The organism is Vibrio sp. 1562 (assembly GCF_033340155.1).
GTDB classification, from domain to species: Bacteria; Pseudomonadota; Gammaproteobacteria; order Enterobacterales; family Vibrionaceae; genus Vibrio; species Vibrio alginolyticus.
The window spans coordinates 224,150-250,425 of record NZ_JAWOVY010000006.1; the positions used below are offsets into that span (position 1 = coordinate 224,150).

Consider the following 26,276-nt stretch of genomic DNA (forward strand, 5'->3'; position numbering starts at 1 on the left):
ATTAACCCTCGACGGCTGTTGTTGCAGGAACTAGCTGTTTAAGAACGTAGTCAGAACCTTGTTTTTCAACTAGAAACCGAACTTTCTGTCCTTCTTCAAAACCCGATAGATCAACGTCTTCACCCACAGAGAAGTTCATCTCGCCTGCATCCCAGTTCCATTCTGCAACCGGTAGGTGGTTTAAGGTGATCATGCCAAAATCAGCCATCAGCATGCTAATGTCACCAGTTAGCCAAACTTCTGCGGCAATGACGCTGTTGTCTGCCTTATACTCGATGATTTGGTACTGACCGGACTCCGTCTTTTGCATTTCAAATTCGATAGCCTGACCTTTTTTCAAGTCACCCATTTCAACGCCATCTGCGAAAGTGAAGTTCATTACCATGCCCGGCCAATCCCATTCTGGTACAGGTTGGTGGTTGATGGTCAGCATGCGGTGATCTTTCATTACGTCTGTGATTTCACCTTTGGCCCATGCTGTTTCTGCCGCTGCTTCTACACCATTGATGCGAGACAGATCCGCCGACTGGCTTGATTCAGAATCGAGCATGAAGTGAGATGAAGTAACGATCTTATCGCCTTGTTTAAGTCCTTGTAATACTTCGATTTGTTCGCCAGCTTCACGGCCAACTTCAATTCGAGCGGAGCGATATTTGCCTTCGCCCTCAGCTAGAACAACGCGAGTCATACCACCAGAGCGGATAACAGATGATTTAGGAATCGTTAACACTGCGTCGTCAGTAACAGGCTGCAAGGCAATATTGGCGAACATGTTTGGCTTCAATGCGCCATCTGGATTAGGGAATTTAAGACGCACACGCAACGTACGTGTTTTCGGATCAAGGATTGGGTACACGTAATCGACAACACCTTGCCATTCATTGCCCGGAATCGCGTCAAGGGTCATCGTGGCTTGAGAACCCGCTTTCATCCAGTGCGCTTGACGCTCAAAGACTTCTGCATCAACCCAAACATTGTCCAAAGGACCTGCACTGATCACCGCTTGAGCAGGGGACAAATAGCCACCTTCACGCACGTTTAAGCTCGCGATAACGCCATCAGCAGGCGCTTTGATTTCAATGGTTTGCGATGCTTTACCACTACGAGTAATGGATTTGATTTGAGCACGGTCAACCCCAAGCGTTACCAAGCGCTCGGTCGCGCCTTTTTCAAGACCTTTGCGGCCAGTGCGGTACGCATTCAGCAATTCTTCTTGTGCTTTAACCAGTTCTGGAGAGTAGAGCGTGAACAGCACATCGCCTTTCTTCACTTTCTCACCCACGGCATTGATGTAGAGTTTTTCTACCCAACCCGCCACACGAACGTTGGTTTGCCATAACAGACTTTCATCAAAGGCAATATAGCCAACCGTTTCGATGCGTGGTGATAGCTGTTGTAGTGTCGCGTTTGCGGTTTTAACCCCGAGGTTGTTCTCTACTGAAGGGTCAATAGTCACTGTACCCGGTGCGTCTTGTTCACCGGATAGGTCTTCTGCGTAAACCGGAATCAAATCCATGCCCATTGGGGACTTACCCGGCTTGTCGCGTTTGTAGTTCGGATCCATTGGGGCAACCCAGTAAAGCGGATCATTAGAGCTTGCAGCAGACTCGCCACCCATCGCACTCATGTCATGAGTTGAGCCCGTAAGAAAATGATTAGCACCAAACCCTAAAGCACCACCAACAATCAGCGCGATGGTTGCAATTTTTAATGTTTTCATTGTTTTACCTTATTTTCCCCTTCACATTTGACGCTACAGCGTTGTTGCCTGCTCTCGTTCACCCAAATCACATAGAGGATCTATGCTCATGGGATTCTCTCGTTTGCCGCCTAACTGCAGCCCCAACTGTCTTGGGGAATCACAAATTAATATGTCGAAATAGAGCGAGCTTCCGGTGAAGCCACTTGGTAGTCGAAACCACCGAGTAGGGTGGCTAAATTGCTGTTTGCGATGTTGAGATCGGTCAGTAGACGTTGTTGCTCTAATTGCAGAGCCAATTCGTCAGTCGTGGCAGAAATCACATCGTTAAACTGCGCTGTGTTGTTTTGATAACCCCGCTCAACGGCTTGAATGCGCGCTTTCGCTTGAGGCAATAAGGTGGATTGATAACGTTCTAAACGCTGGGTTAAGTTGCCGCGATCAACTAGCAAAGTGTTCACCTTGGCATTCATCTGCGTTAGTAAGGTGTCCTTTTGTGATTGTGCCGCGCCAACTTGGTATTGAGCGGCCGCGAGATTACGATCTTGGCGGTCACCCGTAAACAACGGAATGTCCATGGTGAGGTAAGCGCTAACCAAATCAGAGGCGGGCTCACCCATCATGTTGTCGGCTTGGCGGTAGGCGTACATTACTTCGACGCCAAATTGTGGGTTGTAGGCTTGCTCAGCAATTTCCACCTGCGTTTTATTGGCAGAAATGCTGACGTCGGCCATCTTAACCATCGGGTGTTGGCTGAGTTGCTGATAATGCTTGGTGGAACCCTGGCTGGCAGCAAGTTTGCTGTTCAGTGTGTCCCAATTAAGTTGATTGCTCGCGTGCAGAGCCTCTTCGTTCGCCAACCAATCTGACCCCAACCATTCGGAGAGTTGAGAGATAAGACGACGTTGCATTTGTGCATTGGCTTGCAGTTTCTCATCCAACTTGCTGACTTGAAGTTGGGCGTTGAGCAGATCTTGCGCTTCACTCTTACCAATCGAATAGTTGGTTTGAATAAAGCTTTCCATTTCCTTCATCAACTTGCGGTTCTCAAGCATGATTTGCTCCGCGCGTTGCTGGTAACCAAGTTCTAACCAAAGTTGAGTCATGCTGTTGGCTACCTCAAGCTCACGAGCATGGACTTGAAGCCCAAGGCCGTCAGCTTGTTGATTGGCTTTCTTCTGCTGTAAATCAAGCGTAGAGCCACGCTCAAATTGTTGCATTAAACCAACGGAGATGTTGGTCATTGGGTCTTCATCGAATTTGAAGCTGTCGACAGGTAAGCCACCAAAACCCACTTTCAGTTTTGGGTCCATCAAGGTCGCACTCGCGACACCCGTTTCACGCATGGCAGCAGATTGCGCTGAGTATTGCTTACGATTGCCATCGTTACTCAAAGCGACGTTGATCAGTTGGGCAAGCTTGGTCGTTGAATCTCGCTCACTTGATGCGGAATTTTGCGCTGCGTGCGTCTCTTTACCAGCGGCGTTAACCAAGGTTGGCACAGCGACCAGAGCCACCATAAAAATAGGTGCAGCTAAGCGGTATGGTTTGATATCCATAATCTAAATCCAGTGTTCGCCGGATCGATGGAGGTGCGGATTTTATTGCGGGAACAGTAAAGCCTTGTTACCTCATCGTTCAGGCGCATTAAAACAACCTGCGATACACGCGCAGGGTCGAATGCTAGGATGGATTTAGGCTATAGGAGGTCGGTACAGGTCGCGGCTGACGTGTACGACTGGGGAAGCAACTTCAGGAGTAATAGTTGCGCGATAGACGACGGGCATTGGGCTATTGATAGGATTCGGTAGGGGGACGAAAACTATCGTACACGCAGCAGTACAGCAGGTATGAACCATGCCGGAGCCCCCACCACAGTTCATGCTGGTTTCTCTTGCATCGCCATCTTCGGACATAGAAGCGTCAGTCATGGAGACGTCCATCATGCCAGGCATACCGCAGTGTTCGCTGTCACTCATCATAGAAGGATGGTGAGCCATGCCAGTAGACATCATTTGAATATTCATCAACGGCTCACTGTTCGCCACACTAGATACCAATAGTACTAGCGTCGTGAAGAGAGTTAACCAGATTGTATGCAGCGATTTTAAGTGCATACCTTTTCCCATGTGTTTGATGAAAATGATGAAAACCCTTCGATTCTAAAGGTTAACCTAAGGGTAAGGTCAATCATTTATTACTCTTATTATCAAAATAGTCCACCCCTTCAGTTTTCGCACTTTCGAGGGAGTAAAACGTTTGTTAAACACCGAGTGTTGAAAGTTAGCGAAAGAAGCCCTCGCTTTTTATGACACGTGAAAAATGTGGTTTATAAGTTTTACATCACACTAACTTGTCTTACAAATGATTATCCTTATAGAATGCATGGTTTTACTTGTGCAGATTTGGATTTGCTTTGCTGCGGGGGTTGCATGATAGAAATCGTCATCGATGGAAAATATAGAATTGTAGAAGAGGGTCTAACCCTTTTAGAAGCAGCAAAAGTGTGTGGGGTCGAGATCCCATCGCTGTGCGGAATGAACAAAAGTAATGAAAAAGTACCGTGTGACTTGTGTGTAGTTGAAGTCGAAAGTGGCGGTACTAAGCGTGCGTGTGAGCTCGAAGTTTACCGCGGCCTTAATGTGGTCACGCAATCAGAACAATTAAGCGAGCACCGCAGAAAAGCACTCAACCGCATCATGACGGACCATTACGCCGATTGTGAAGCGCCATGTAAAACCGAGTGTCCTGCGGGCGTGGATATCCAATCGTACCTTTATCACATCGCACAGAACGACCATCAAAAAGCGATTGAAGTGATTAAGCGTACGCTGCCTATGCCGTTATCGATTGGCCGCGTATGCCCTGCATTTTGTGAGAGCGAATGTCGCCGTTCGCTAGTCGATGAGCCAATCGCAATTCGTCAGCTAAAACGTCATGCCGCGGATGCAGATCTGTCTGCGCATGAAGCCTATGTGCCAGAAAAGAAACCAATTAAAGGGTTGAACATTGCCGTCGTCGGCAGTGGCCCTGGTGGTCTAACGGCTGGCTATTACTTATCGAACGAAGGCTACGACGTTACGGTTTTTGAATCCATGCCAAAAGCGGGCGGTTGGTTGCGTTATGGCATCCCAGAATACCGTTTGCCAAAAGACATTCTCGATAAAGAAATCGAACTGATGTGCCGTAATGGCATGCAAGTGCACACTAATCAAAAGCTGGGTGTGGATTTCACGCTTTCTCAATTGAGCGAAGAATACGACGCAGTGTGTTTGGCGGTCGGTGCGTCTCAAGCGGTTGAAATGCATTACACAGGCAGCGACCTTGAAGGTTGCTACTTAGGCGTTGATTACCTTAAAGATTACGTGACTGAGCAAAATTACGTTACGGGTCAGAAAGTCGCGGTGATCGGTGGTGGTAACACGGCAATTGACTGTGCTCGTACTGCGCGTCGTGCTGGTGCAGACACCACGTTGATTTATCGTCGTACCCGTGACGAAATGCCGGCAGAAGACTACGAGATTGTCGAAGCGGAACACGAAGGGGTGAAATTCCACTTCTTGACCAACCCTGCAGAAAACCTTGCCGATGAAACCGGACGCGTGAATGCGATTCGTCTAGAGCGCATGGCGTTGGGTGAGCCGGATGCATCTGGTCGTCGCAGCCCTAAACCAACTGGCGAGTTCTTTACCGAAGAGTTCGACACCGTGATTGCGGCAGTATCGCAAAAGCCAGATCTGAGCTTCCTCGAAGGCGAAGATTTGTCGATTCCACTTACGCGCTGGAATACTTCTGATGCAGATGAAAAGACCATGCACACTGGCACGGGCAACATCTTCAGTATTGGTGATTTCCGCCGCGGTCCTGCAACGGCAGTTGAAGCGGTGGGTGATGGTCGCGTTGCGGCAAAAGCCATTGACCTGTTTTTGAATGGCGATATGGCGGATATGCCAAAGGCGGCGTTCAACTCGCGCAAAGAGAAGAAACTCTCTCAAGTCGATCCGCTTCACTTCGAGAATATCCAAAAAGTCGCTCGCTCTATCATGCCAGAGCTGACTCCAACACAACGCGAGCAAAGCTTCGCTGAAGTGGAGTTGGGCTTTGATAACGAAGAAGCAATGAAGGAAGCCGCGCGCTGCCTTGAATGTGGCTGTCAGGCCAATACCGATTGTGCGCTACGTGACTACTCCACCGAATATGAAGCCGAGCAGAGCTTTGACTTCTCCTTGCAGATTAAATCGCATCAAGATTGGTTAGATCTTCGTGCGAAAGACTTGCGTCATAAGTACGAAGTTGACCGCAGCTCTGAGTTTATTGAGTTTGATGCTAACCGCTGTATTAGCTGTGGTCAGTGTATCCAAGCGTGTCGCGACAAAGCCGTGCACGGTGTACTGAACTTTGTGTGCGATAAACAAGGTCGTCCCGCATTACGTCCTGATGATCGTCCACACTTTGGAAGTAACAAGAATGGCTTAACCCTAATGGGCGATTCGAACTGCGTGCAATGTGGCGCGTGCGTTCAAGTGTGTCCAACGGGTGCGATGGTCGATAGTCGTGACCGTTCGCAAGGTCGTACTGAAGATCTGAAAGCGGTCGACACCATTTGTACATACTGTGGTGTGGGCTGTAAGTTGACTATGTTCGTGGACGAAGCAACCAATACGATTCGTTACGTGAAAGGCGGTGACTCGCCGGTGAATCAAGGCATGCTGTGTGTGAAAGGGCGCTTTGGTTTTGACTTCATTGGCAGTGAAGAGCGTCTTACCACGCCATTGATTCGTAAAGACGGTTGGTTGCAGCCTGCAAGTTGGGAAGAGGCGATTCAACTGATTGCAAGTAAGTTCTCTGGCATCAAGCAAGATTTTGGCAGCAACGCATTAGCGGGTTTCTCTTCAGCGAAAACCACCAACGAAGACAACTACGCGTTCCAAAAATTTGTCCGTCGTGAACTGGGCACCAATAACGTCGACCACTGTGCGCGTTTGTGCCACGCATCGAGTGTAACCGGTCTTGAGGCGTCACTGGGTAGTGGTGCAATGACCAACGACATTCCAAGCATTAAGCACTCGGATGTGATCTTTATTATTGGTTCGGATACCACATCGGCGCACCCGATCATCGCTTCACACATCAAACAAGCAATTCGTCACCACGGCGCTCGTTTGATTGTGGCTGACCCGAAACGTGTCGATATGGCAGAGCATGCTGAGTTGTACATGGCGCACCGTCCGGGTACGGATGTGATGCTCCTAAATGGCGTCATGCAGCAGATCATCAAGAACGGTTGGTACGATCAAGAGTACATCGAAGAACGTGTCGACGGCTTTGATACCTTGCTGCAAGAAGTAATGTCGCCAGCTTACAACCTCGATAAAGTGGAGTTGGTTACGGGCGTTAAAGCTGAAGACATTCAAGCAATGGCGCGTATGATTGGCACGGCAGATCGTACCGCTGTTTACTACTCAATGGGTATTACTCAGCACACGACAGGTCATGACAACGTGCGTTCTATCGCTAACCTGCAATTGCTGTGTGGCAACATCGGTATTGAAGGTGGTGGTATCAACCCGCTACGTGGTCAATCAAACGTGCAAGGCGCGTGTGATATGGGCGCGTTGCCAAACAGTTTCCCGGGCTACCAAAAGGTATACAACCCAATTGTGCGTCAGAAGTTTGCGATTGAATGGAACGCACCAAATCTGCCTTCTGAGCAAGGTCTAACCCTGACAGAAATCATTGATGCGGCTTGCCATCGTGACGTTCGTGGTATGTACATCATGGGTGAGAACCCAGTGTTGAGTGACCCGAACCAAGCGCATGTGATTGAAGGTTTAGAAACGCTCGACTTCTTGGTGGTTCAAGACATCTTCCTAACGGAGACTGCACAATACGCGGATGTGGTTCTGCCTTCTTGCTCGTTTGCTGAGAAAGCGGGTCACTTCACCAATACGGAGCGTCGTGTTCAACGCGTGAATCCGGTCGTAACGGCACCGGGTGAAGCGAAAGAAGATTGGTGGATTATCCAAGAGATCGCCAATGCAATGGGCAGTGATTGGGATTACCACTGCGTGTCTGATATCACTAATGAAATCGCACGAGTGACACCTCAATACGCGGGTCTTCGTTGGGATGCCATTACGCCAAACGGTGTGCAATGGCCGAGCAACAAGAACAACCCTGCGGGTACTCGCATCATGCACCAAACCCAGTTTACTCGTGGTAAAGGGCAAATGGTGGGTGTACCGTTCCGTTATGCGGCTGAGCTGCCAGATGAAGAGTACCCACTTGTGTTAACGACGGGTCGCGTACTTGAGCAGTTCCATACTGGAACCATGACGCGCAAAACCAAAGGGTTGGATAATCTTGCTGGCCCTCGTGCGATGGTGAGCGTGGAAGACGCAGAAGCGTTAGGTATCAGTAATGGTCAGCGTCTGACGGTATCTACACGTCGCGGGAGCATTGAGATTGATGCCTTTGTGACTAAGCGTATTCAAAAAGGAGTGGTGTTCATTCCATTCCACTTTGTTGAATCGCCAGTCAACCGTCTAACGACAACAGCGACTGATCCGCATGCGAAGATCCCTGAGTTCAAGGTCGCTGCGGTTAAAGTGGAAGTGAGCGAAAAGACAACGCAGACAGAGTCTCTCGAAGATAGTTACCAACACGTTTAAATTCGGCGAGTCACGTTGTTGTGGGCACTGACAATTTGAGCCTAGTTGATGGGCGGATAATCTACTCTTGATTTCCGCTCTCACTACATTCACTCGGATTGTCTTTTTCTTCAAACTCCTTTTACTTTTCTGTTATCACCGCGCTCCGGTTAGTTTTCCTTTCTTACTTCTTACTTCTTACTTCTTACTTCTTACTGTCTCTATGGCGTATTTTTGTTCAAGCCCATGATGAGAGTGCAATAAAGTTTGTTGTTGAGCTTGTCATAGAATTGACTGTCTCTGACTGTCCTCTGTTATTTGGGCAAGTTCTATAACCTAAACTTTGCTCGCTTCCTATACTGAATTAACGAAGCAAGATTTTTATAACAACAAGAGGAAGCTTGTATGACAAGAACAACCTCATTTGCACTCGTTTTATTACTTATGTGCGCATACTTTGGTTACAACCGTTATTATGTATACCCCCAGCAGTTGGAAACACAGGCGAAGTCCATGCTAATACAAATGGCAAATCGCGAAGAGTGGGTAGATGTGTTTGAGATGATGAATCGCGTAGACGCGCATAAGGGCCATTTGGAACTTGTTGCTGACGTGACATCCTCTGATGGTCAGCGTGCGTACAGTGAAGGTATTATCACGTACACGGATCGCGAAGGCGTTGTCTGTAAACAGGTAGTGTTCAACTTTAAAATAAACTCTTTGAAAAACTACAATATTTCCGATTTACGAGATTGTTCCTACGGTGAGTACTATTAATATTGTCTGAGAGTTGAGCTCGATAGCACAGTGTATGAATACACAAACAAAAAATAGCCCTTCGTTGGGGCTATTTTTGTTTTTAAGGAATGAACGCAATATCGTGGGATTAGTCGAGTGATTTTTTGAAGCGAAATGAAGCGACAATAAGGCCGATAACAGTGAATCCAAGTAACCAGACTGTATCTCGCCATAGCTCCATTAAATCTGCACCACGCAACACCACACCACGAATAATGCGCATAAAGTGAGTGGCAGGCAGGGCTTCTGAGATCCATTGTGCCGCGACGGGCATTCCTTCATAAGGGAACATAAATCCGGACAGAAGAATCGATGGCAAAAGAATAAACACCGTCATCTGCATGGCCTGAAGCTGTGTCGTCGCAATGGTGGATATCACCAAACCTAAGGTTAAACTCGCGGCGATAAACAGCAGCGTGCCAAACAGTATCTGACTAATGGCGCCGTTTATTGGCACGCCAAATATCCAGTGCCCCAATCCTAAAATGATAAACACCTGAATCAGACCAACAAAGATATACGGAATGATCTTCGCCACCATGAGTTCGATGGAGTGAATTGGCGTAGTAATCAGTAACTCTAAATTGCCGCGTTCTCGTTCTCGAACAATGGCTGCACTGGTGAACAAGATCATCGTCATGGTCAGAATCACGCCCAATAAACCAGGGACAATGTTCACCGCCGAGCGCCGACTCGGGTTGTAATACAGCGCAACTTCAAAGGTTTTGGTTGGGGCAGGGCGTATCTCAAAATCAAAATCCGTTAACGGCATGGTTTGTAGCGAGAGAATCGCAGAGCTGATCATGGTGTCTGAACCATCCACAATCCACTGTCCAAGCTCTCGACCTTGCACCATACGTTGGGTTAGGTCGCTAGGTAGAATTAAAGCCGCTCGCACCAAACCGTCTTGAATGGCTTGCTCGGCTTCTGAAGCGGTAGCAAAGGTTTCAACCACATCGACCACTTGCGTTACTTTAACGGACTCGGTAATCACGCGCCCGGCGGTACTGCCACTTTGATCAACGACACCAACGGGGATGTTACGAATATCCGTATTAATAGCGAAGCCGAACAGCAGAAGCTGAATTAGCGGGATCATCACGACCATGCCAAAGGTAATGCGGTCACGTGAAAGCTGACGGATCTCTTTGATCATCACCGCTTTCATACGGGCAATAGATTTCATCATTGGCGGCCTTCCCCCGTCACGCTGACAAACACATCTTCTAAGCTCGGGCGAGCAATGTTCATCTCGCAGCCCTCAAGCTCTGGAAAGGTTTGGGTTAACCATTCGATCGGTTGTTCGATGTGCTGGTGGATTAAAATGCGCAAGCGAATGCCGAGCTGTGCGGCTGAGCGTACCTCTTCGCGCTGAATGACTTTCTCTTTAAGCTCGCGTAAGTTATCCGCTTTGACTTCGACGATGTTAACGCCCATTTGCGCCATGAGCTCTTCTGGCTCACCATCGGCGCGGATTTCCCCGGCTTCCATAATGGCCAGACGATGACAGCGCTCTCCTTCGTCCATGTAGTGCGTTGTGACCAAAATTGTGGTGCCTTGGTCAGAGAGATCAAACAACTGCTCCCAGAAATCGCGTCGGTTCTCTGGGTCAACCGCAGATGTGGGTTCATCGAGAAACAACAGTTCTGGTTTGTGCATGGTGGCTGCGGCGAGAGACAAGCGTTGTTTCTGCCCGCCACTCATTCCGCCGACGCGCTGTTTACGTAGTTGGTCGAGACCGTAGGTGGATAGTTGTTCTTCGATGCGAGCTTTCAGAGCCTTGGTTTCCATACCAAAGATTTGTCCAATAAACTCAAGATTCTCTTGAACCGTCAGGTCATCATATAGGGAGAACTTTTGTGTCATGTAGCCAATCTTGAGGCGCAGAAGCTCTGATTGTTTTGGGATCTCTAGCCCAAGCACGTCCACGTTGCCCTCACTTGGGCTAAGCAAGCCCGTCAGCACACGAATGGTTGTCGATTTACCGCAGCCGTTAGGACCAAGAAAACCATAAATACTGCCTTTGGGCACATTAAGCGTGATGTTGTTGATGGCGGTGAAGTCACCAAACTTCTTCACTACATTTTCAGCTTGAATAGCGTATTCGGTCATTGGCTTACTCCACCAAATCCACTTGCGCTGGTATACCTGAAGGCAAGGATTGTGCTGAGTCTTGAAGGTCGACTTCTGCAAGGTACATCAAACGCGAGCGTTCTTCCTCGGTAAGCGCGAAATAACGCGTAAATGAAGGTTCAGTCGCAACCCAACGAACGGTGCCGCTATATGGTTGCTCAACGCCATCTACATGCACGTTAACCGTTTTACCCGGCACAAAATCGACTCGGTAGTTGGCTGGAACATAAACGCGAGCGTATGGGACGCGGCTTGCTTGTATTACAGCAACCACGCCATTGACAGGGACGCGTTCGCCAAGGTTAAACGGTAGGTTATCTAACAAGCCATCTCGCGTGGCCGTGATGGTGAGTTCTGCCAGTTTCTGTTCTTGCAGTGCCACATCGGCTTTTGCTGCCATGAGTGCGGCTTTCGCTTGTTCAATATCTTCAGGGCGAGAGCCAGCGGTCAGTTTGCTGAACTCTTCTTGTGAGGAGTCTAGCTCTGCACGGGCAGAATCTCTGGCTGCTAAAGCGGTGTCTTTCTCTGATTGGCTGATGAGTTTTTTGCGAACTAACTCCGCTTTACGTTGGTAGTTCTTTTGCGCTTCAACCAATTGAGCTTCCGCTCTGGCAACACGTGCTTGCGCTGCGGCAATGTCTTCTGGTCGCTCACCATTAGTCAATTTCAAAAGATAGGCGTCAGCCTTGGCTTGTTCGGCTACGGCGTGAGCTAAAACGGCTTCTTGGTTCTTTGTATCGAGCTGAACCAGCACTTCTCCTTCGGTGACTTGGCTGCCTTCCTTGATGGGTAGGGCACGAATTATCTCGCTAGAGGTGGCAGTAAAAGTTACGCGGTCACGTTCTAGTGTGCCAAGGGCTTGCTGTCCGTCATCTTTGGAACAAGCAGTTAAAAGAGTCAGGGCTAGGGTGCCAAGAATGATTCGCTTCATCATGCGACGCTTCCTCTAAGAAGGTGAGCTCGAACTCGTATCAAGCTATAGAAGAGTATGGGACTGCATTCAGTGTAACGTGAGTCAGTTTTGTCCGGCTAGGAAGTTAATTCCTTCAATATTCATCAATTGATTAATTATTGAAACTGGCTTTATCCTGCTGAAGCCGTGCTTTACTTGGCTCTTTTAAGTTGATTACATGAATATCATTTAAACAAAAATCTGGCCTTTCATGTAGAGCACGCCGTCGCCAGATACTCTTACTTGTTCGCCAGTAACTTCACAGTGCAAAATACCTCCGCGCTGAGAAGCTTGGTAAGCGACCAGTGACGTCTTGCCTAATTCTTCTGTCCAGAACGGTGCTAATCCAGCGTGAATCGAGCCAGTTACGGGGTCTTCGTCACCACCATTTGCAGGCCAAAAGTAACGAGATACAAAGTCTTGTTGATCGCCTTTCGCGGTAATGACCACATCGTAAGGAGCGAGTGTCTTGAGGTGCTCTGAACGGTATTGAACCTCAAGTACCTCCTGCTGGTTGCCGACCACCACGAAATACGCTTGAGGGCTAAGCAGTACGCGTTCCACATCGCAACTTAGGCCTTCAATCAATGCCGAGGGAATATCAGAAACGGCTTTTGGAGGACGAGCAGGGAACGTCATCTCGATCTTACCTTGCGCATTCTTCTCTACGGTGAGGGTTCCTACTTCCAGAGTATGAAATTCAATCGTGCCATTAATGCCAAGCTCATCAAACAGCACTAACGACGAGGCCAGTGTGGCGTGTCCACAAAAGTCGATTTCAGTTATAGGAGAGAACCAACGAATCTCATATCGGTTTGCGCCAATGGATTTTAGAAAAGCCGTTTCCGACAAGTTGTTTTCTGTCGCGATATTTTGCATCAATTCTGGGGCTAGCCATTCCTCTAACGGTACCACCGCTGCTGAGTTGCCTTTGAATTGCGTATCGGTGAAGGCGTCCACCACGTAGATATCCAATTCCATTTTCCTTCCTTATTCCGTGAGCGATTAATTAGCATAAACCAAGTGCAATTAAGAGAGTAAGAAGTTTGTGTTAGAATCTTAAAGTGTCAAAATTATAGATTATTTTGTGGTTTTTGATACTTACTGACAAAGATTCGGACTGCTGGGTATTTAGACTAGTGTTGAATTCATTGAAAGGAAGAAAAACATGAAAGCGATATACAAGTCAGTTTTGGTATTGAGTGTTTTTGCGGTCGGTTCTACCCATGCATTTGAACTCGTGAGTAGAGATATTCAAGAAGGCCACCCGATGGCGAAGACATTTGAATACTCTGGTTGGGGATGTGATGGCGGGAATCAATCACCACAATTGATGTGGAAAGAAGCTCCAAAGGGCACAAAAAGTTTTGCGATCACCGTGTATGACCCCGATGCACCAACAGGCAGTGGTTTTTGGCATTGGATAGCGTTTAATATTCCATCCACCGTTAGCGAGCTGCCTCGAGGCATTGATATGAACAAGTTAGGCGGCAAAGAATCTCGTATTGACTACGGCACAACGGGGTTCGGCGGCGCGTGTCCTCCAAAGAATGATGGGATGCATCGTTACCAGTTTACGGTGTGGGCATTGCCAACTGAAGAACTGAATTTGGATGAAAACACGCCACCAGCCATTGTAGGGTTTACTTTGAATAGTGTTGCTTTGGGTAAAGCGACATTAACCACGACTTACACGCGATAATTGAATATAAGGGGAGAGAATGGGTCACCAATATCAGGTTACGCTGTTTCGTGCGGAGCAGCAGCAGAAGCTTCGTAATGTCAGGGTTCACTCCCCAAGCCTTATTCAGATTGTTAAGGGGAGTAAACATCTTTTCTGGAAAGACGAAGTACTCGACATCCATCATCCAAATATCATGCTTTGTGAAGCAAATGCATCCCTAAATTTTGAAAATCTTCCTCTACAAGGGCGATTTCTTTCTCGAATGTTCAGTTTTCACTGTGTGCCTAGCGATGAAATGTTGGAGCTAAGCATGAGCAACGCATTAGGAAACTATGTACCCGTTGTTGAGATAGATAAAGCATTGCAAGCGACGTTAAATGCTTTGTTTTCGTTTGAGCGGGAAAGCTTAAGTGAAGCGACACAACGCTATTGGATTATGGGTCTATATCAGCAGCTAGCTGAGAGAGGGTTATTGCATCGGTTGTTCTCGAGTTCACATATCTCTTTTAGTCAGAAACTTAGTCGTTACTTATCGCGCTCTCCAGGGGAGGAGCATCCATTAGACATGGTCGCGGGGCACTTTGCTATGAGCCGAGCAACATTGATACGCAAACTGAAACAAGAAGGTACCCAGTATCGTGAAGTATTGGCAGAAGTGCGCCTAAATCACGCACTTTACTTGATGCAAAATGGCTCGTATAACGTTGCGCTGCTAGCACAGTTGTGTGGTTATCAGTCAGAGGGGCGTTTTAGCCAACGCTTTAAAAGTAAGTTCGGCCTAACGCCCAGCGAGTATATTAAAACGGTAGTGAGTTAATGTTTTACCGCTTTTGTATTTTTTGTGCTTTTTAGGTTAGCCATAATATTTGGCCTTCATTCGCAATGCTACATTCACCAAAGCAATCAACACAGGCACTTCGATCAGTGGACCAATGACACCAGCAAAAGCTTGGTCTGAGTTTAGGCCAAACACCGCGATAGAAACCGCAATTGCCAATTCAAAGTTGTTGCCTGTTGCCGTGAAAGCAATCGACGCGTTTTTGTCGTAGTCAATGCCCATTTTCTTACCAACGAAGAAGCTGACAAAGAACATCAACACAAAGTAGATAGCCAGTGGAATTGCTACACGGAATACATCCATTGGCAGTTCAAGAATCATTTCACCTTTCAAGCTGAACATCAGCACGATGGTCGCAAGCAGGGCGATAAGCGTAATTGGTGAAATGCGTGGGATGAATACGTCGTTGTACCATTGTTCACCTTTCGCAGCGACCAGCCATTTGCGGCTTAGGAAGCCCGCTAGGAATGGGATACCAAGGTAAATAAGAACGCTTTCCGCGATGTCCATCATCGAGATATCAACTACGAAACCTTCGTAACCAAAGACTGGTGGCAACACAGTGATAAACAACCATGCCATCACACTGTAAGTTACGATTTGGAAAGCGCTGTTTAACGCAACTAGGGCTGCGCCGTATTCTTTGTTACCACCACCGATATCGTTCCATACCAATACCATGGCAATACAACGAGCAAGACCGATCAGAATGATACCAACCATGTAACCCGGATGATCACCTAGGAAAGTCAATGCAAGGATGAACATTAAAATAGGGCCGACAATCCAGTTCATGACTAAAGACAGCGTGATCGCTTTTTTATCTTTCGTCACTGTACCTAGCAGGTTGTAGTTCACCTTTGCTAGCGGCGGGTACATCATCAAAATCAAACCAATCGCGAGCGGTACGTTCGTGCTGCCGACTGACATTGACTCATTCCACTCAGCAACTTGAGGGAATGCTGCGCCAATACCTACACCGATTGCCATTGCCACAAAAATCCACACCGTTAGGTAACGGTCCAAGAAGCTCATTTTGTCGCTGGCACTATTTAAAACTTGAGTAGTCATAGTGTTCTCTTATTCGTTTATCGTCGAAAGGCGATAGTTAAAGGTATAGTTTATCTCTGCACGCCTGACCAGCGTGCAAAGGGAATTAATCAAATAACTTGGAAAAGCCTAGATTGAACTGATCAAACGCGTCGCGTTGAATGCGGTAACACACCTTAGGTGGGTTTGGCTCGGCGCTGATAAAGCCTGCTTGCTTGAGAATACGCAAGTGCTCGGAAACAGTAGATTGCGCAAGACCCAGTTCAGAAACCAAATCACTGTTCAAACAACCGCCCATGGTATCGAGCGTGTGCAGGATATGCAGAATGCGCAAACGTGCTGGATGCGACAAAGCTTTTGCTTGCGCTGCGAGAGTTTGTTCTTTCTCGAGCTGTTGTTGTGTTGTCTGAAAAACAACTTCGCACGTGTCCTTGCACTTATCACTCATTCGCTGGCCTTAATAGTTAATCGTCGAATTGCGATAAAGTGTACGCCTGCTCTGTGGAAGATGCAACAACTCGATGAAAAAATTAATCGTAAAATAACGATGAATAAAAAATTGAAAAAATATATGTTTTAAAAACAGTGATATAATAAAAAATTAAGTAGGTTACTAAAAGTTAACTAATTGCACTATATTTCTAGGTTACCATAATAAACCACATCCGACGCACAATGGTTACTGCGTCATCTTGTGAACTTATTTAAAGGTAATCCCATGAGCAACGTACTGATCATCAATGCACACGAACCATCACCATATTCAGAAGGTCGTCTAAATGCTTCTCTTGTCGACAAAGCACAGACGTTTCTGCAAGCAAAAGGCCATGAGGTTCGCGTTGTGACAATGCAAGATGAGATCAACGTAGATGAGCAACTCGCACACTTTGAGTGGGCTGATCGCGTGATCATCCAAAGCCCAATCAACTGGATGTCTGTGCCTTGGTCATTCAAAAAATACATGGACGACGTGTTTACTGCGGGTATGGGCGGCGCACTATGTGCATTCGATGGCCGTAGCGCAGAAGAACCAAAGAAAAACTATGGTACAGGCGGCACTCAAACCAACAGCAAATACATGCTGTCACTGACATTCAACGCGCCAGAAGAATCGTTTGATGATGAGAACGAATACCTATTCCAAGGTAAAGGCGTGGACGATTTGATGTTCCACATGCACGCTAACTTCCGCTTCTTTGGTATGTCAGCATTACCTACATTCGCTTGTTATGATGTGATGAAGAACGCAGATATCGAAAACGATTTTGTTCGTTTCGAAGCTCACATTAACGAAAACTTCTAATCCTTTTAGAAAGATAGTGCGAACTGAATGATGAATTGAGATGGACTGCTGTACGCGGTCCATTTTTATTTGTTTGCGGCGAGGTGACGTTTTTATTACTCTAAAGCACTAAATGTATCTAGCTTACTTTTCGTTACCTAGATTAGGTGCGTATCTTGAGGTGTATTGTGGAAAGCAGAATCAGTGTAGATAGCAAAGGTCGTAAGTCAGTGGCGAACGTATGTGCGGAGCCATGTGCTATCGAGAAAGGGATGCGTTTAATTGGTGGTAAATGGAAAGGTTCTCTGATTTATCATTTGAAAGACGGCCCAGTTCGTTTCAATGACTTAGCACGCATGCTAGGCGGTGCAAGTAAAAAGATGATCGACCAACGTCTTAAAGAGCTAGAAGCGGAAGGTATGGTGGTGCGTAAAGTGATCAGCGACCGCCCAATTGCAGTCAGCTATGAACTAACAGAGTTCGGCCGTACCGCACTTAAGATTCTTGATGATTTGCGAATTTGGTCTGAAAAGCATCAAATTGAGCTTCGTTAAGACCAAAGTAGTTAATCGCAAACGTCACTCTCTTTTGAAAGCTGATTAACAATACATCGCCGTTTATACCCAAGTAACTTAGATGTGCTTCATTCAAATCGTAATTTGTTTCGTAAAACAACGTACTCTTTCGAGTCAGGCATATCGAAGCTACTTGAGCATAATCGTACTTTTTAAGTTTTTGATTTTTAGTTATTATTTTATCATACTTAATAAGTTGTAGAATAAATCACTCACTTCAGTTGAATTTAAAAAAGCACTATTTAATTCCAGTTTCTTTTCAAAATCGGAATATTTATCGAATTCCTCTTTCTCAACTAAACCTATTGGTGAGTTGTCGTTAACGTGGCTTTCATATTTTTTGATGGTATATAATTTAGACCTTTCGTCAAAATATTGAATTATCTTAATGTTAACGTCAGGTCTCTCCGTATTATACGTGATCGTAATTTTTTCATAATCTTTATTAATCGGAGTCGTAAGCCCTGTAGGGTAGATGATTTTAAACCTATTAATGTCATTCTTCTTCGTGCTTTTATAATGTTTTGAGTATGAAAAGTTATCAATTGCACTTTTAGTGACGATAATTGACTCACCTTTCTTTAAACCGTATTCGGTACATTCATAATCGTCGACAACCGTAGAATTTCTTTTCTTTTCAATCAGGTAGGACATAGTTGCAGATGTCCCTCCGTGTTCCAGTTTTTGTTGGTTTACAGAACAATAGAAATGACCTTTGTCCACCGTCATTGCGTTGACTTGTTCCGGATTTGAAATGGTGGGATGTATATCTTTTGCTGGATCGTTGTCGCTTCCTCCTGAACCGCATCCAACTAATCCGATACAAACGGCCATATAAAGTAAAGAGATTTTATTCATACTGTATTTCTCAATTAAGATGTGTGATTGCAAATAACGATTAATTACATTTTTATAAAGTGAAATGTTTTTTATTTTAATTGAACGGTGTTTTATTGGTAATTTAATCGTTTGCTTTTATTTTGTCTCTTACGGTATCTATGTTTTCATTTATGGTATGAATTATTAGATTTGCACAATTTTGAGTTGCAATAGGATAATAATCGCTAGCCAACTACTTGTGTAGGTACCGTTATGATTTATATATCCGTTAAGTCTAAGTTTTTAGTTTTAATTTCATGTATTTATCGTGAAAGTGACTTAGAAGTAAATAACTAACGTTGTTTGAGGGGAGCCTGGGCTTCACTGATCTTGTTTTTCATCAAGGCGTTGTATAATGAACAAGGACTCTATTTCCAACTTGTTGATACATATCAGATCTCACGGATCTGATATGTATTCCAAGTTATTCTCACTAAGGCAAGAATCCTAGCTTATTTAAGGATAGAAAGTTTACTTGGGTGTAGAAGATATTAGTAATCCAATGTGCCACGGATAGGGTAGTTATTGTTTGGATCGCGAATCCATGCCAATCCGCGTGATAGCGCGCCAAGCTCAGGGCGAACAAACGGGTTGTTTGAAATATCCACCACGTGTAAGTCGCCGTGTTCATTCACCACAAACAGACCTGGTTCTGCGAAATTATGATCGGTTTCCTGTTCAGATCGAGGAATAGATACATACAAGCCTAGCGTTTTCATTTGTTCTTCGGTCAGGCCGTAAGCGATAGGGAAGCTGATTTCGAGTTTCTCTAGATGCCCCTCTAGTTGTGCTTTTGAATCGCCAGAAACGGCAAGAATATCGACGCCAGCATCAGCGAAAGCCTGTTTGTAACTCTCAAGCTCGTTGAGGTACTTAGTACAAAGAGGGCAGTGTTTACCACGATAAACGAATACTGCTTGCCAAGTCGCATCACCTTGCGGCTGACCCAACGTTACGTTTGAACCATCTAGCAAAGTGGCTTGAAGATGAGGGAAGCTGTCGCCCGCTTTAAGTTTCACTGAAGTTGCCATATTGACTCCCGAATTGATGGTGTATATCCATGAATGCCCCTTTCTCAACAAAGCGATTGGGGGATGAGACTTCAATGTAGACTCTGTTTTGCGGTGTTTCAACTAGTTAACTTTTAGTAACCTGCAATAAGGTATTAGAGTGCAAAAGATGAAAAAGCAGAACTTAAGATACAACGAAGTGGGGGTGTAGTATCAGGAGCTAAGTTCTGCTTGAGGTTAGGCTATGACCACTGGAACATATCGTTAAGATAAACCAGAGTCATCACTTCTATTTTATTACTCGATTGAGCTAGGCGTTGCTGAAAAAAGTACGCCATCATTGGCTTCTTCATTTTTTCCTCCTTTAGCTGACGAGTAAATTATGTGTATAAAAGGGGATATAAAAAAGAGAGTGCTTTTGTTGGCTTTTTTCCTAATAACGTAAATATATGGGGCTTTAAAGCCGAATTTGGAGGTTAATTGTGGAAAAGGGGAACAGATAATTAGGAAGTTTTCTTATTTTATTACCGCCAACTTAAGTAAACTATTCCTATCCACAAACTTCACAGATCTAAGGTTGATTCAGTGTCTGATCTCAATTTGTTTCGCTATTACCAACGATTACTCTCGTTTAGCGTTGGTGATGAAACAAAAACCACGTTACAGGACATTGCCGACATCATGTTCACTTCTTCTCGGCATGCTCGTAGCCTGCTAACGCAGATGCAGCAGAAGGCGTGGTTGAGCTGGCACCCGAAAGCTGGGCGGAACCAACGATCGACTCTTATTCTGAATATGGAGTTAGACGTTTTAAAAGAGAGCTTGGCTCTTGAACGTATCAAGTTAGGCAAGTATGAAAAAGCACTGGCGATATTAGATGAAGACGAAATGGCATTTGGCCGTTTGTTAAAAACAACGTCTGGTGCTTCTGTGCAAGAAGGACAGCTCAATATTCAATTAACCTATAAGCGAATGTTTGAGCGCGTCGTTCCACATCAACTTCAGCGTAGCAGCGAACGTTTCTTATTAAGGCAAATCTATTGTTGCTTAGTTTCGAGTGATCACAATGGGAAAGTGCAACCAGAACTCGCACATCACTGGCGTTATGACGAAGACACCTACGAATGGACTTTCTACCTTCGTCCAGGTCTGACTTTTCATAATGGTAATTCCATTGATGCAGAAACAGTGGTTAGCTTGTTTGCAAAGTTGAGTTCACTACAGTATTACGAAAAAGAGTTGGCACATGTTGCTAACATTACTGCGCCAACGCCATTGAAAGTTGTTTTTAAGCTTAATCGAGCTGACTTGGGCTTTGCTGGACTTATTTCTGGAGTGAAATACGGCATTCAACCAGTAAGCCAAGTTAACGTAGCGAATAACAAGCTGGTGGTCGGAAGTGGCCCATTCTCTGTTGTCGAGCACAATGAAAGTCGTTTAAAACTGCAAGCATTTAATGGTTACTATGCATGTAGAGTTCTAACGGATTTGGTGACTATCTGGATTGTTAATGACGAGCAAATGGAGAACCCGTCATTGGCAGCAAATACGTTGCAAAGGGATGCTTCGCCCGAGGAGGATTTGTGTGGACACTATATGTCGACGCAAAACCGAGAAAACTCATCGGCGAGCAAGCGTAGTCGAATAGAAGATGGTTGCTTATTCGCCTTATTTAATCAGCACGCTAAGCACAAACTCTCTTTAGCGCAGCGCCGTTATATTAGTGAGCTAATTCAACCTGAGCACTTGGCCGAAGTGATGCGCCGCGAGAATATTGTATTTGGGAGTATACCCGCTTATAACCTGCTACCAGGTTGGAAGCCAGTGCTCCGTCCGTTTAGTGAGCCGCTTAAGTTACCTAAACACATTACGATAGCAGGATATAACTATACCGCGTTGCGTCGCTGTGCGCGGGCTATTTCTAATCGTTTGGCGAGTGTTGGCAGTAAAGTAGAAATTGTTATGTATTCCTATCGTGAGCTGAACGAGAAAGCTAAGAATGGTGAGCTAAATGAGACGATGGTCGTGACGAACATAAACCTAGATGATAATCGTCATGCCTCAGCGTTCACGAACTTCTTCAGCAACGCTGTGCTATTCCACACTTTGGGAGAAAAGAACGCACAATGGTTGGATGAACAACTACAGAGAGTCAGATCTTTCGTTCCACTTGAGGACTACCTTAATGCATTGGAGCCAATTGCATCGACGTTGATCAGCGAATACTGGATTGCACCCATGTTCCACCATACACAAACTTTGCGTTTCCAAGGTGTTTTAGAAGACGTCGCTCTTACTAACTGGGGTTGGCCAGATATTCGCTCGGTGTGGTCAGCGGATTAACTACTTTAGTTATTGAGCAAAGTGCTGCTTCACAAATTCAATGAAGGCTCTGGTTTTCGCCGATTGATAGATAAGTTGTGGGTACACCAAGTAAACCGCGTTGTGCTGGTGGTCGGTTTCTTCCGATAGAACCTGCACTAGACGGCAGTGCTCAACGTCTTGTTCGACAAAGTAACTTGCTAACCGAGCAATGCCATTGCCAGACAGGGCTGATTCTTTGAGTAAGCGGTTTTCATTGCTTGAAAGCCAACCTTGGGTTTGAACTGTTCCCGTTTTTAACGGCCACTCTTTTTGATGCAATGTGGTTAAGCATTGATGCTCTTGTAAATCATCTAATGTCTCCGGCGTACCTTCTTCTTGCAGATACTGAGGAGAGGCAACCAGCCAGTGGTGGTAGTCCAAAAGGTGATGAGCAATCATATTCTCTGGCGGCGTTCTTGTCGCTCGAAACGCAAAATCAACGCTGGTTTCTGTCAGATTAAACGCTTGATAGCTAGAAAGGATCTCGAACTCTACGTTTGGATGTAAAGCGCGAAACGCTACGCACAAATCATGCAGCACCGCTTCAGCAAACATCTTGGGAGCGGTAAGACGAATCAGACCGTCTATTTGTTCAGATCGCTGACTTAAACTCTTTTCCATTTCCATTACGCGGCGTTTGAGATCTTCCGCTTGTGCAAAGATCGATTCACCTTCTGCCGTCAATCTCACGCTGCGTGTGGTTCGAACAATCAAAGGCGTTGCGAGTTCCGATTCCAAGCGCTTGATTTGTTCCGACAGGTAACTTTTAGAAATGCCAAGTTGCTCCGCTGCCCTAGAAAAGTTAAGTGTTTGAGCCACTTCAGCAAACAGCATCAGTTTTTCGATTCTCTTATAATCTGCCATCTTGATTGCTCGTCTTTATTGTTCGCTTTAATTGTTCGGTAGCGAGGATAATGAATTCGATTTTACGGTATTAAACTAATTTTTACGAACGGTAAGATGGTTAGAGTTAACTTAAGAAATTGAAGATGCAGAAATCGGAAAAGTGAGAATAACGATGAACAATCCAACACTACCGCTCGCCAAAACCTTACCTAACGTTAGCCGCTTGGTCTTCGGCTGTATGGGACTTGGAGGGGAGTGGAATCGCAACCCATTAACCGCCCAAGATGAAAACCAAGCTTATGCCGCTGTCGAGGCTGCATTAGAGGTTGGCATCAATCTCTTTGATCATGCGGATATCTACAAATTCGGTAAGGCAGAAGAAGTGTTTGGGTGCATCTTAGCCAATGACTCAACCTTACGAGCGCGAATTTATCTGCAATCCAAGTGCGGCATCCGTCTAGGAGATGAGCAAGGTGTTAAGCAGTATGACTTCTCTGCCAAATGGGTGACGGCTTCTGTTGAGGGCATTCTTGAGCGCCTTGGCGTGGAAAACCTTGATGTTTTGATGCTGCATCGTCCTGATCCTCTGGTTGAATTTGAAGAACTGGGCACAGCGCTCCAAGCACTGAAACAAGCTGGCAAAGTTAACCACTTCGGTGTTTCTAACATGAACAGTGCTCAAATTGATCTTCTTCAACAAGCAACGGGCGAAATTGTTGTGGCGAACCAGTTGGAAATGAGTCTGGCTAAGTCTGACTTCATCAAGCAAGGTATGGGGCTTCCTTCGTCCGCATCTGACTACGTTGCGGGAACACTGGAACATGCCCGTAGGCACAATATCCAACTGCAAGCGTGGGGCAGTATGGCGCAAGGAAGATTCTCAGAGCGTGGCTTACATTCTGATGATCACAACACCAGACAGACGGCGGAGATGGTAATGGCGCTAGCAGCTGAATATGGCGTGTCGTCTGAGGCGATTGTTTTAGCCTTCCTGACGCGTCATCCAAACCAAATTCAGCCTGTTATTGGTACTGCAAACCCACAGCGTATTCGCGCTTGTGCTCAAGTAGAGAACGTCACGCTATCACGTAGCCATTGGTATGGCTTGTTCGAGAAAACCCTTGGTCATGAGATCCCGTAGGAGAGAAAAATGAAATACGTACAAGTTCAAACTCTGATTCAAACGGCATTGGAAATTGCGACTGCTCGCAAGCAGAACATTGCGGTTGCCGTGGTTGATACACATGGAGAATTGCTCGGTTTTGCCCGAATGGATGATGTGAGTGTGCAAGCAGGTTTGTTGGCACATAACAAAGCTTACACCTCGGCTAGAGACTGTCAGCCTAGCGGCAATCTGGGTGCTTGGGCTCGTGAGACGGGTAAGCAGTTGAGTTATTGGACTGACCCGAAGATCACAGGCTTTATGGGTGGTGTACCTGTAGAACAAGAGGGGAAAGTCGTCGGTGCAATTGGTATCAGTGGTTTGGCTGAGCAAGATGATGAAGCACTTGCGATGGAAGTATTAAACGCGCGTTGAGTATAATGTTTATCAGTAGGTGTGATGCTTTGTCCAGCTTTGTACTCACTGTAGGGACTCAAGTTCACAGGCTTCGTCGAGTCACAATGCTATCTAATAGCCTGAAGTAAGCAGAAGTTGAAATCGCGAACTATGATTAATTTATTTGAAAGCTTTGAGGCCTAAATATGTTTCATAAGGTATTCGTTTCGCTATTTTTTGTTCTCCTCTCAGGCTGTGGTACGAGTGACAGCGCGTTAAAAGAGAGCGGTTATGATGAAGCTTATATCCAAGGCTTTCATGACGGTCGGCATAGTGGTATGCAAGAGGCAGGGAATGATTTTGAACACTATATTAAGGACGAAACAAGGTATCAAACCGACTCAGATTATCGGCAAGGCTGGGATGCTGGTGAGGTAGAGGGTAACAAGTTACAAAAGCAGGCAACCGCGATAGGACAAGGCATGATTGATAATTCATATGAAGAACGTGATGTCTTTGATCCTGATAAAGTGGCGAAAGATGCAATAAAAGGCGTTGATACATCGGAATTGAAAAGCCTAGAGTAACGGACTGATATAAAGAATAAAACTCGTCATTTGACGAGTTTTATTTTTGTCTAAACGATTCATGTTTCAACGCTCAACAGGGCATTCATCGTTTGGGTATGAGCAATGTCGTTAATCACCTTTCTTGTTCTTTTGTTCAAGGACTAACGATAATAGGCGAACGAGCAGGGACTGAGCTTCCGGTGAGAGCAATCTCGCCACGGCCGTTAGGTCATTTGCTGTGACATGCTGAACATCACGTACATCTAAAGCAATATCTAGGTCAGTCAAATGAAGCGAACGCAATATGGCACGATATTGTGAGAGTTTAAGATCGGACTCTCCGCGCTCGATCCTTTGATATGTTTTTACGCTCATTCCAGCGATGTTTGCCATTTGCTCACGGGAGAGGCCATTCGATTTTCGTCTTGCGATCAGTGCTTGAATTATAGGGTCTACCTGCATGTGCTCTCCTGAAAGGACAGTTTTGACCTAAACGTAGCAAGAAGTGGACCAGTTTAACCACCACATATTTACCTGCTTTGCAATCAGTATAAAAATAACTGTCTTATAAAAACGTAAATATTTTAGTCAGTTATTAACTCAATGGAAAAGTATCAATCATACAAATCAATAGAAACGAAAGCTTCTATTCGCAAAATGCAACGCATTTTAGATCATTTATTTAGTGAAATTGATCAGCAACATCGTGAGACTAAAGAGAATGTTGTGACACTGATTCAACAGTCACAACAGCGATTGATGAACTACAAAGAGCTTTACCTTCACAAAGAATCGATAAGTGAAGTAGAGCTGCGGATCGCGCATGAAAATATGAGTGAGACTGAGAAGCAGGTCGCCGATATGGGTATTCCAGTGTTAACTTATATCATTGGCGCGCTAGATAAAGCGTATTAACACAGTCGTAAAGTCGGGCGATACAAGATTTACGCAATTTCGATCAATTGATGACATCTAAAAGAAAGGATGCAAATGCTGGGGAACCACACCCAGCATTCGGACACTCATTTACCTATATTTTCGAACCGTAAATCAGTGTTTAGAGGTATGTGAACCGAACAGTGTCGGTACGCAGCGAATAATAGCGATATTGTCCGATCTAGGCTACGTCCTTGGAATCTAACACCTTCACTTAAACTGTAAATTAATCTGTACACCCAGCCAAATTGAGCCATTGAGCACGTTCTTCCTTCTCTTTAAGCGATAAAAGACTAATTAGTGACGAAAAAAACAACACATCTTAGGTAAAAGATAAGAGTTGTTAAAATATATCGCTATAAGATTGACCTTTTGCTTTTCAATCGTCCTGCTTATGCCTTACAATCTTTTCGAACCAAATCCATTCATAACGAATGGGGTTGATGAATTAAGATGAACAATTTTGCTTCGAACCCAAAGTTGCGCACATTTCATCAACGATGACATCGCCAA

24 protein-coding genes are annotated in these 26,276 nt (G+C 45.5%); 11 read left to right on the forward strand and 13 right to left on the reverse strand.

Features of this window, described 5'->3' with window-relative positions; all coding sequences use genetic code 11:
- Position 1 precedes the first annotated feature (1 nt).
- The 3 genes from R7Z49_RS09095 to R7Z49_RS09105 form a co-directional block, all read right to left on the reverse strand.
- Positions 2-1,720: an efflux RND transporter periplasmic adaptor subunit gene (locus R7Z49_RS09095; protein WP_186585171.1), complete on the reverse strand. Its 1,719-nt coding sequence runs from the start codon at positions 1,718-1,720 to the stop codon at positions 2-4.
- A gap of 146 nt (positions 1,721-1,866) precedes the next feature.
- Positions 1,867-3,258, reverse strand: coding sequence for a TolC family protein (locus R7Z49_RS09100; RefSeq protein WP_186585173.1), 1,392 nt, complete (start codon positions 3,256-3,258; stop codon positions 1,867-1,869).
- Between the two features lie 135 nt (positions 3,259-3,393).
- Positions 3,394-3,816, reverse strand: a complete 423-nt coding sequence (locus R7Z49_RS09105) for a hypothetical protein (protein ID WP_017635236.1) — start codon at positions 3,814-3,816, stop codon at positions 3,394-3,396.
- A 315-nt stretch (positions 3,817-4,131) separates the two neighbouring features.
- Between R7Z49_RS09105 and fdhF the strand changes: the two genes are divergently transcribed.
- Complete coding sequence (gene fdhF, locus R7Z49_RS09110) at positions 4,132-8,370, forward strand: formate dehydrogenase subunit alpha (protein WP_186585175.1); 4,239 nt, start codon at positions 4,132-4,134, stop codon at positions 8,368-8,370.
- 384 nt (positions 8,371-8,754) lie between these two features.
- Positions 8,755-9,126 carry a hypothetical protein gene (locus R7Z49_RS09115; protein ID WP_005375433.1) on the forward strand — a complete coding sequence of 124 codons (372 nt, stop codon included), beginning with the start codon at positions 8,755-8,757 and terminating at the stop codon, positions 9,124-9,126.
- Between the two features lie 109 nt (positions 9,127-9,235).
- Here R7Z49_RS09115 and R7Z49_RS09120 read toward each other — a convergent pair whose 3' ends face one another.
- From R7Z49_RS09120 to R7Z49_RS09135, 4 genes are all read right to left on the reverse strand, one after another.
- A complete protein-coding gene (locus R7Z49_RS09120; RefSeq protein WP_017635233.1) occupies positions 9,236-10,333 on the reverse strand; it encodes an ABC transporter permease in 1,098 nt (365 codons plus the stop codon).
- Positions 10,333-11,259, reverse strand: coding sequence for an ABC transporter ATP-binding protein (locus R7Z49_RS09125; protein WP_318111571.1), 927 nt, complete (start codon positions 11,257-11,259; stop codon positions 10,333-10,335). Before R7Z49_RS09125 ends, R7Z49_RS09120 begins: the two co-directional genes overlap by 1 nt.
- 4 nt (positions 11,260-11,263) lie before the next feature.
- Positions 11,264-12,214 (reverse strand): HlyD family secretion protein, encoded by a 951-nt coding sequence (locus tag R7Z49_RS09130; protein ID WP_373921001.1) that lies wholly within the window; start codon positions 12,212-12,214, stop codon positions 11,264-11,266.
- 207 nt (positions 12,215-12,421) lie between these two features.
- Positions 12,422-13,213, reverse strand: coding sequence for a PhzF family phenazine biosynthesis protein (locus R7Z49_RS09135; protein ID WP_186585177.1), 792 nt, complete (start codon positions 13,211-13,213; stop codon positions 12,422-12,424).
- Between the two features lie 187 nt (positions 13,214-13,400).
- Here R7Z49_RS09135 and R7Z49_RS09140 point away from each other — a divergent pair, with 187 nt between their 5' ends.
- Complete coding sequence (locus tag R7Z49_RS09140) at positions 13,401-13,934, forward strand: YbhB/YbcL family Raf kinase inhibitor-like protein (protein ID WP_047101665.1); 534 nt, start codon at positions 13,401-13,403, stop codon at positions 13,932-13,934.
- Between the two features lie 19 nt (positions 13,935-13,953).
- Positions 13,954-14,733 (forward strand): helix-turn-helix domain-containing protein, encoded by a 780-nt coding sequence (locus tag R7Z49_RS09145; RefSeq protein ID WP_170890025.1) that lies wholly within the window; start codon positions 13,954-13,956, stop codon positions 14,731-14,733.
- Positions 14,734-14,769: 36 nt separating this feature from the next.
- On the opposite strand, the gene arsB is transcribed toward R7Z49_RS09145, so the two are convergent.
- Positions 14,770-15,825: an ACR3 family arsenite efflux transporter gene (arsB, locus tag R7Z49_RS09150; protein WP_005385145.1), complete on the reverse strand. Its 1,056-nt coding sequence runs from the start codon at positions 15,823-15,825 to the stop codon at positions 14,770-14,772.
- An 85-nt stretch (positions 15,826-15,910) separates the two neighbouring features.
- Positions 15,911-16,252 (reverse strand): ArsR/SmtB family transcription factor, encoded by a 342-nt coding sequence (locus R7Z49_RS09155; RefSeq protein ID WP_005375451.1) that lies wholly within the window; start codon positions 16,250-16,252, stop codon positions 15,911-15,913.
- Positions 16,253-16,522: 270 nt separating this feature from the next.
- Between R7Z49_RS09155 and R7Z49_RS09160 the strand changes: the two genes are divergently transcribed.
- Both R7Z49_RS09160 and R7Z49_RS09165 read left to right on the forward strand, forming a co-directional pair.
- Entirely contained in the window at positions 16,523-17,107 is a 585-nt protein-coding gene (locus R7Z49_RS09160) for an NAD(P)H-dependent oxidoreductase (RefSeq protein ID WP_054578681.1), read from the forward strand.
- A gap of 167 nt (positions 17,108-17,274) precedes the next feature.
- Entirely contained in the window at positions 17,275-17,640 is a 366-nt protein-coding gene (locus R7Z49_RS09165) for a winged helix-turn-helix transcriptional regulator (RefSeq protein WP_005375456.1), read from the forward strand.
- A gap of 195 nt (positions 17,641-17,835) precedes the next feature.
- Here the strand turns inward: R7Z49_RS09165 and R7Z49_RS09170 are convergent, their stop codons facing one another.
- Together R7Z49_RS09170 and R7Z49_RS09175 are read right to left on the reverse strand one after the other, a co-directional pair.
- A complete protein-coding gene (locus tag R7Z49_RS09170; RefSeq protein ID WP_318111572.1) occupies positions 17,836-18,519 on the reverse strand; it encodes a hypothetical protein in 684 nt (227 codons plus the stop codon).
- A gap of 512 nt (positions 18,520-19,031) precedes the next feature.
- On the reverse strand, positions 19,032-19,571 hold the full coding sequence (locus R7Z49_RS09175; RefSeq protein ID WP_054578683.1) for a redoxin domain-containing protein: 540 nt from the start codon (positions 19,569-19,571) through the stop codon (positions 19,032-19,034).
- A gap of 564 nt (positions 19,572-20,135) precedes the next feature.
- On the opposite strand from R7Z49_RS09175, the gene R7Z49_RS09180 reads away from it, so the two are divergent.
- Entirely contained in the window at positions 20,136-21,893 is a 1,758-nt protein-coding gene (locus tag R7Z49_RS09180) for an SgrR family transcriptional regulator (RefSeq protein WP_186585179.1), read from the forward strand.
- Positions 21,894-21,902: 9 nt separating this feature from the next.
- Here the strand turns inward: R7Z49_RS09180 and R7Z49_RS09185 are convergent, their stop codons facing one another.
- Positions 21,903-22,778 carry a LysR family transcriptional regulator gene (locus R7Z49_RS09185; protein ID WP_186585181.1) on the reverse strand — a complete coding sequence of 292 codons (876 nt, stop codon included), beginning with the start codon at positions 22,776-22,778 and terminating at the stop codon, positions 21,903-21,905.
- 154 nt (positions 22,779-22,932) lie between these two features.
- Here R7Z49_RS09185 and R7Z49_RS09190 point away from each other — a divergent pair, with 154 nt between their 5' ends.
- The 3 genes from R7Z49_RS09190 to R7Z49_RS09200 all read left to right on the forward strand — a co-directional run bounded on the left by R7Z49_RS09190 (position 22,933) and on the right by R7Z49_RS09200 (position 24,845).
- Positions 22,933-23,901: an aldo/keto reductase family oxidoreductase gene (locus R7Z49_RS09190; protein WP_186585183.1), complete on the forward strand. Its 969-nt coding sequence runs from the start codon at positions 22,933-22,935 to the stop codon at positions 23,899-23,901.
- A gap of 9 nt (positions 23,902-23,910) precedes the next feature.
- A complete protein-coding gene (locus R7Z49_RS09195; protein WP_186585185.1) occupies positions 23,911-24,297 on the forward strand; it encodes a GlcG/HbpS family heme-binding protein in 387 nt (128 codons plus the stop codon).
- Between the two features lie 167 nt (positions 24,298-24,464).
- On the forward strand, positions 24,465-24,845 hold the full coding sequence (locus R7Z49_RS09200; RefSeq protein ID WP_005375467.1) for a hypothetical protein: 381 nt from the start codon (positions 24,465-24,467) through the stop codon (positions 24,843-24,845).
- A gap of 111 nt (positions 24,846-24,956) precedes the next feature.
- Here the strand turns inward: R7Z49_RS09200 and R7Z49_RS09205 are convergent, their stop codons facing one another.
- Entirely contained in the window at positions 24,957-25,289 is a 333-nt protein-coding gene (locus R7Z49_RS09205; protein WP_031780945.1) for a helix-turn-helix transcriptional regulator, read from the reverse strand.
- A gap of 141 nt (positions 25,290-25,430) precedes the next feature.
- Between R7Z49_RS09205 and R7Z49_RS09210 the strand changes: the two genes are divergently transcribed.
- On the forward strand, positions 25,431-25,742 hold the full coding sequence (locus tag R7Z49_RS09210; RefSeq protein ID WP_054577105.1) for a hypothetical protein: 312 nt from the start codon (positions 25,431-25,433) through the stop codon (positions 25,740-25,742).
- Positions 25,743-26,276: the final 534 nt, after the last annotated feature.

Bases quoted from the DNA above. Each gene is read 5' to 3' on its own strand.
- R7Z49_RS09115 (WP_005375433.1), top strand. From the start codon at position 8,755: ATGACAAGAACAACCTCATTTGCACTCGTTTTATTACTTATGTGCGCA.
- R7Z49_RS09135 (WP_186585177.1), bottom strand. From the start codon at position 13,213: ATGGAATTGGATATCTACGTGGTGGACGCCTTCACCGATACGCAATTC.
- arsB (WP_005385145.1), bottom strand. From the start codon at position 15,825: ATGACTACTCAAGTTTTAAATAGTGCCAGCGACAAAATGAGCTTCTTG.
- R7Z49_RS09190 (WP_186585183.1), top strand. From the start codon at position 22,933: ATGAACAATCCAACACTACCGCTCGCCAAAACCTTACCTAACGTTAGC.
- R7Z49_RS09210 (WP_054577105.1), top strand. From the start codon at position 25,431: ATGGAAAAGTATCAATCATACAAATCAATAGAAACGAAAGCTTCTATT.
- R7Z49_RS09175 (WP_054578683.1), bottom strand. From the start codon at position 19,571: ATGGCAACTTCAGTGAAACTTAAAGCGGGCGACAGCTTCCCTCATCTT.
- R7Z49_RS09145 (WP_170890025.1), top strand. From the start codon at position 13,954: ATGGGTCACCAATATCAGGTTACGCTGTTTCGTGCGGAGCAGCAGCAG.
- R7Z49_RS09140 (WP_047101665.1), top strand. From the start codon at position 13,401: ATGAAAGCGATATACAAGTCAGTTTTGGTATTGAGTGTTTTTGCGGTC.
- R7Z49_RS09105 (WP_017635236.1), bottom strand. From the start codon at position 3,816: ATGCACTTAAAATCGCTGCATACAATCTGGTTAACTCTCTTCACGACG.
- fdhF (WP_186585175.1), top strand. From the start codon at position 4,132: ATGATAGAAATCGTCATCGATGGAAAATATAGAATTGTAGAAGAGGGT.
- R7Z49_RS09205 (WP_031780945.1), bottom strand. From the start codon at position 25,289: ATGCAGGTAGACCCTATAATTCAAGCACTGATCGCAAGACGAAAATCG.
- R7Z49_RS09160 (WP_054578681.1), top strand. From the start codon at position 16,523: ATGAGCAACGTACTGATCATCAATGCACACGAACCATCACCATATTCA.
- R7Z49_RS09155 (WP_005375451.1), bottom strand. From the start codon at position 16,252: ATGAGTGATAAGTGCAAGGACACGTGCGAAGTTGTTTTTCAGACAACA.
- R7Z49_RS09185 (WP_186585181.1), bottom strand. From the start codon at position 22,778: ATGGCAGATTATAAGAGAATCGAAAAACTGATGCTGTTTGCTGAAGTG.
- R7Z49_RS09125 (WP_318111571.1), bottom strand. From the start codon at position 11,259: ATGACCGAATACGCTATTCAAGCTGAAAATGTAGTGAAGAAGTTTGGT.
- R7Z49_RS09200 (WP_005375467.1), top strand. From the start codon at position 24,465: ATGTTTCATAAGGTATTCGTTTCGCTATTTTTTGTTCTCCTCTCAGGC.
- R7Z49_RS09095 (WP_186585171.1), bottom strand. From the start codon at position 1,720: ATGAAAACATTAAAAATTGCAACCATCGCGCTGATTGTTGGTGGTGCT.
- R7Z49_RS09130 (WP_373921001.1), bottom strand. From the start codon at position 12,214: ATGATGAAGCGAATCATTCTTGGCACCCTAGCCCTGACTCTTTTAACT.
- R7Z49_RS09100 (WP_186585173.1), bottom strand. From the start codon at position 3,258: ATGGATATCAAACCATACCGCTTAGCTGCACCTATTTTTATGGTGGCT.
- R7Z49_RS09195 (WP_186585185.1), top strand. From the start codon at position 23,911: ATGAAATACGTACAAGTTCAAACTCTGATTCAAACGGCATTGGAAATT.
- R7Z49_RS09170 (WP_318111572.1), bottom strand. From the start codon at position 18,519: ATGAATAAAATCTCTTTACTTTATATGGCCGTTTGTATCGGATTAGTT.
- R7Z49_RS09120 (WP_017635233.1), bottom strand. From the start codon at position 10,333: ATGAAATCTATTGCCCGTATGAAAGCGGTGATGATCAAAGAGATCCGT.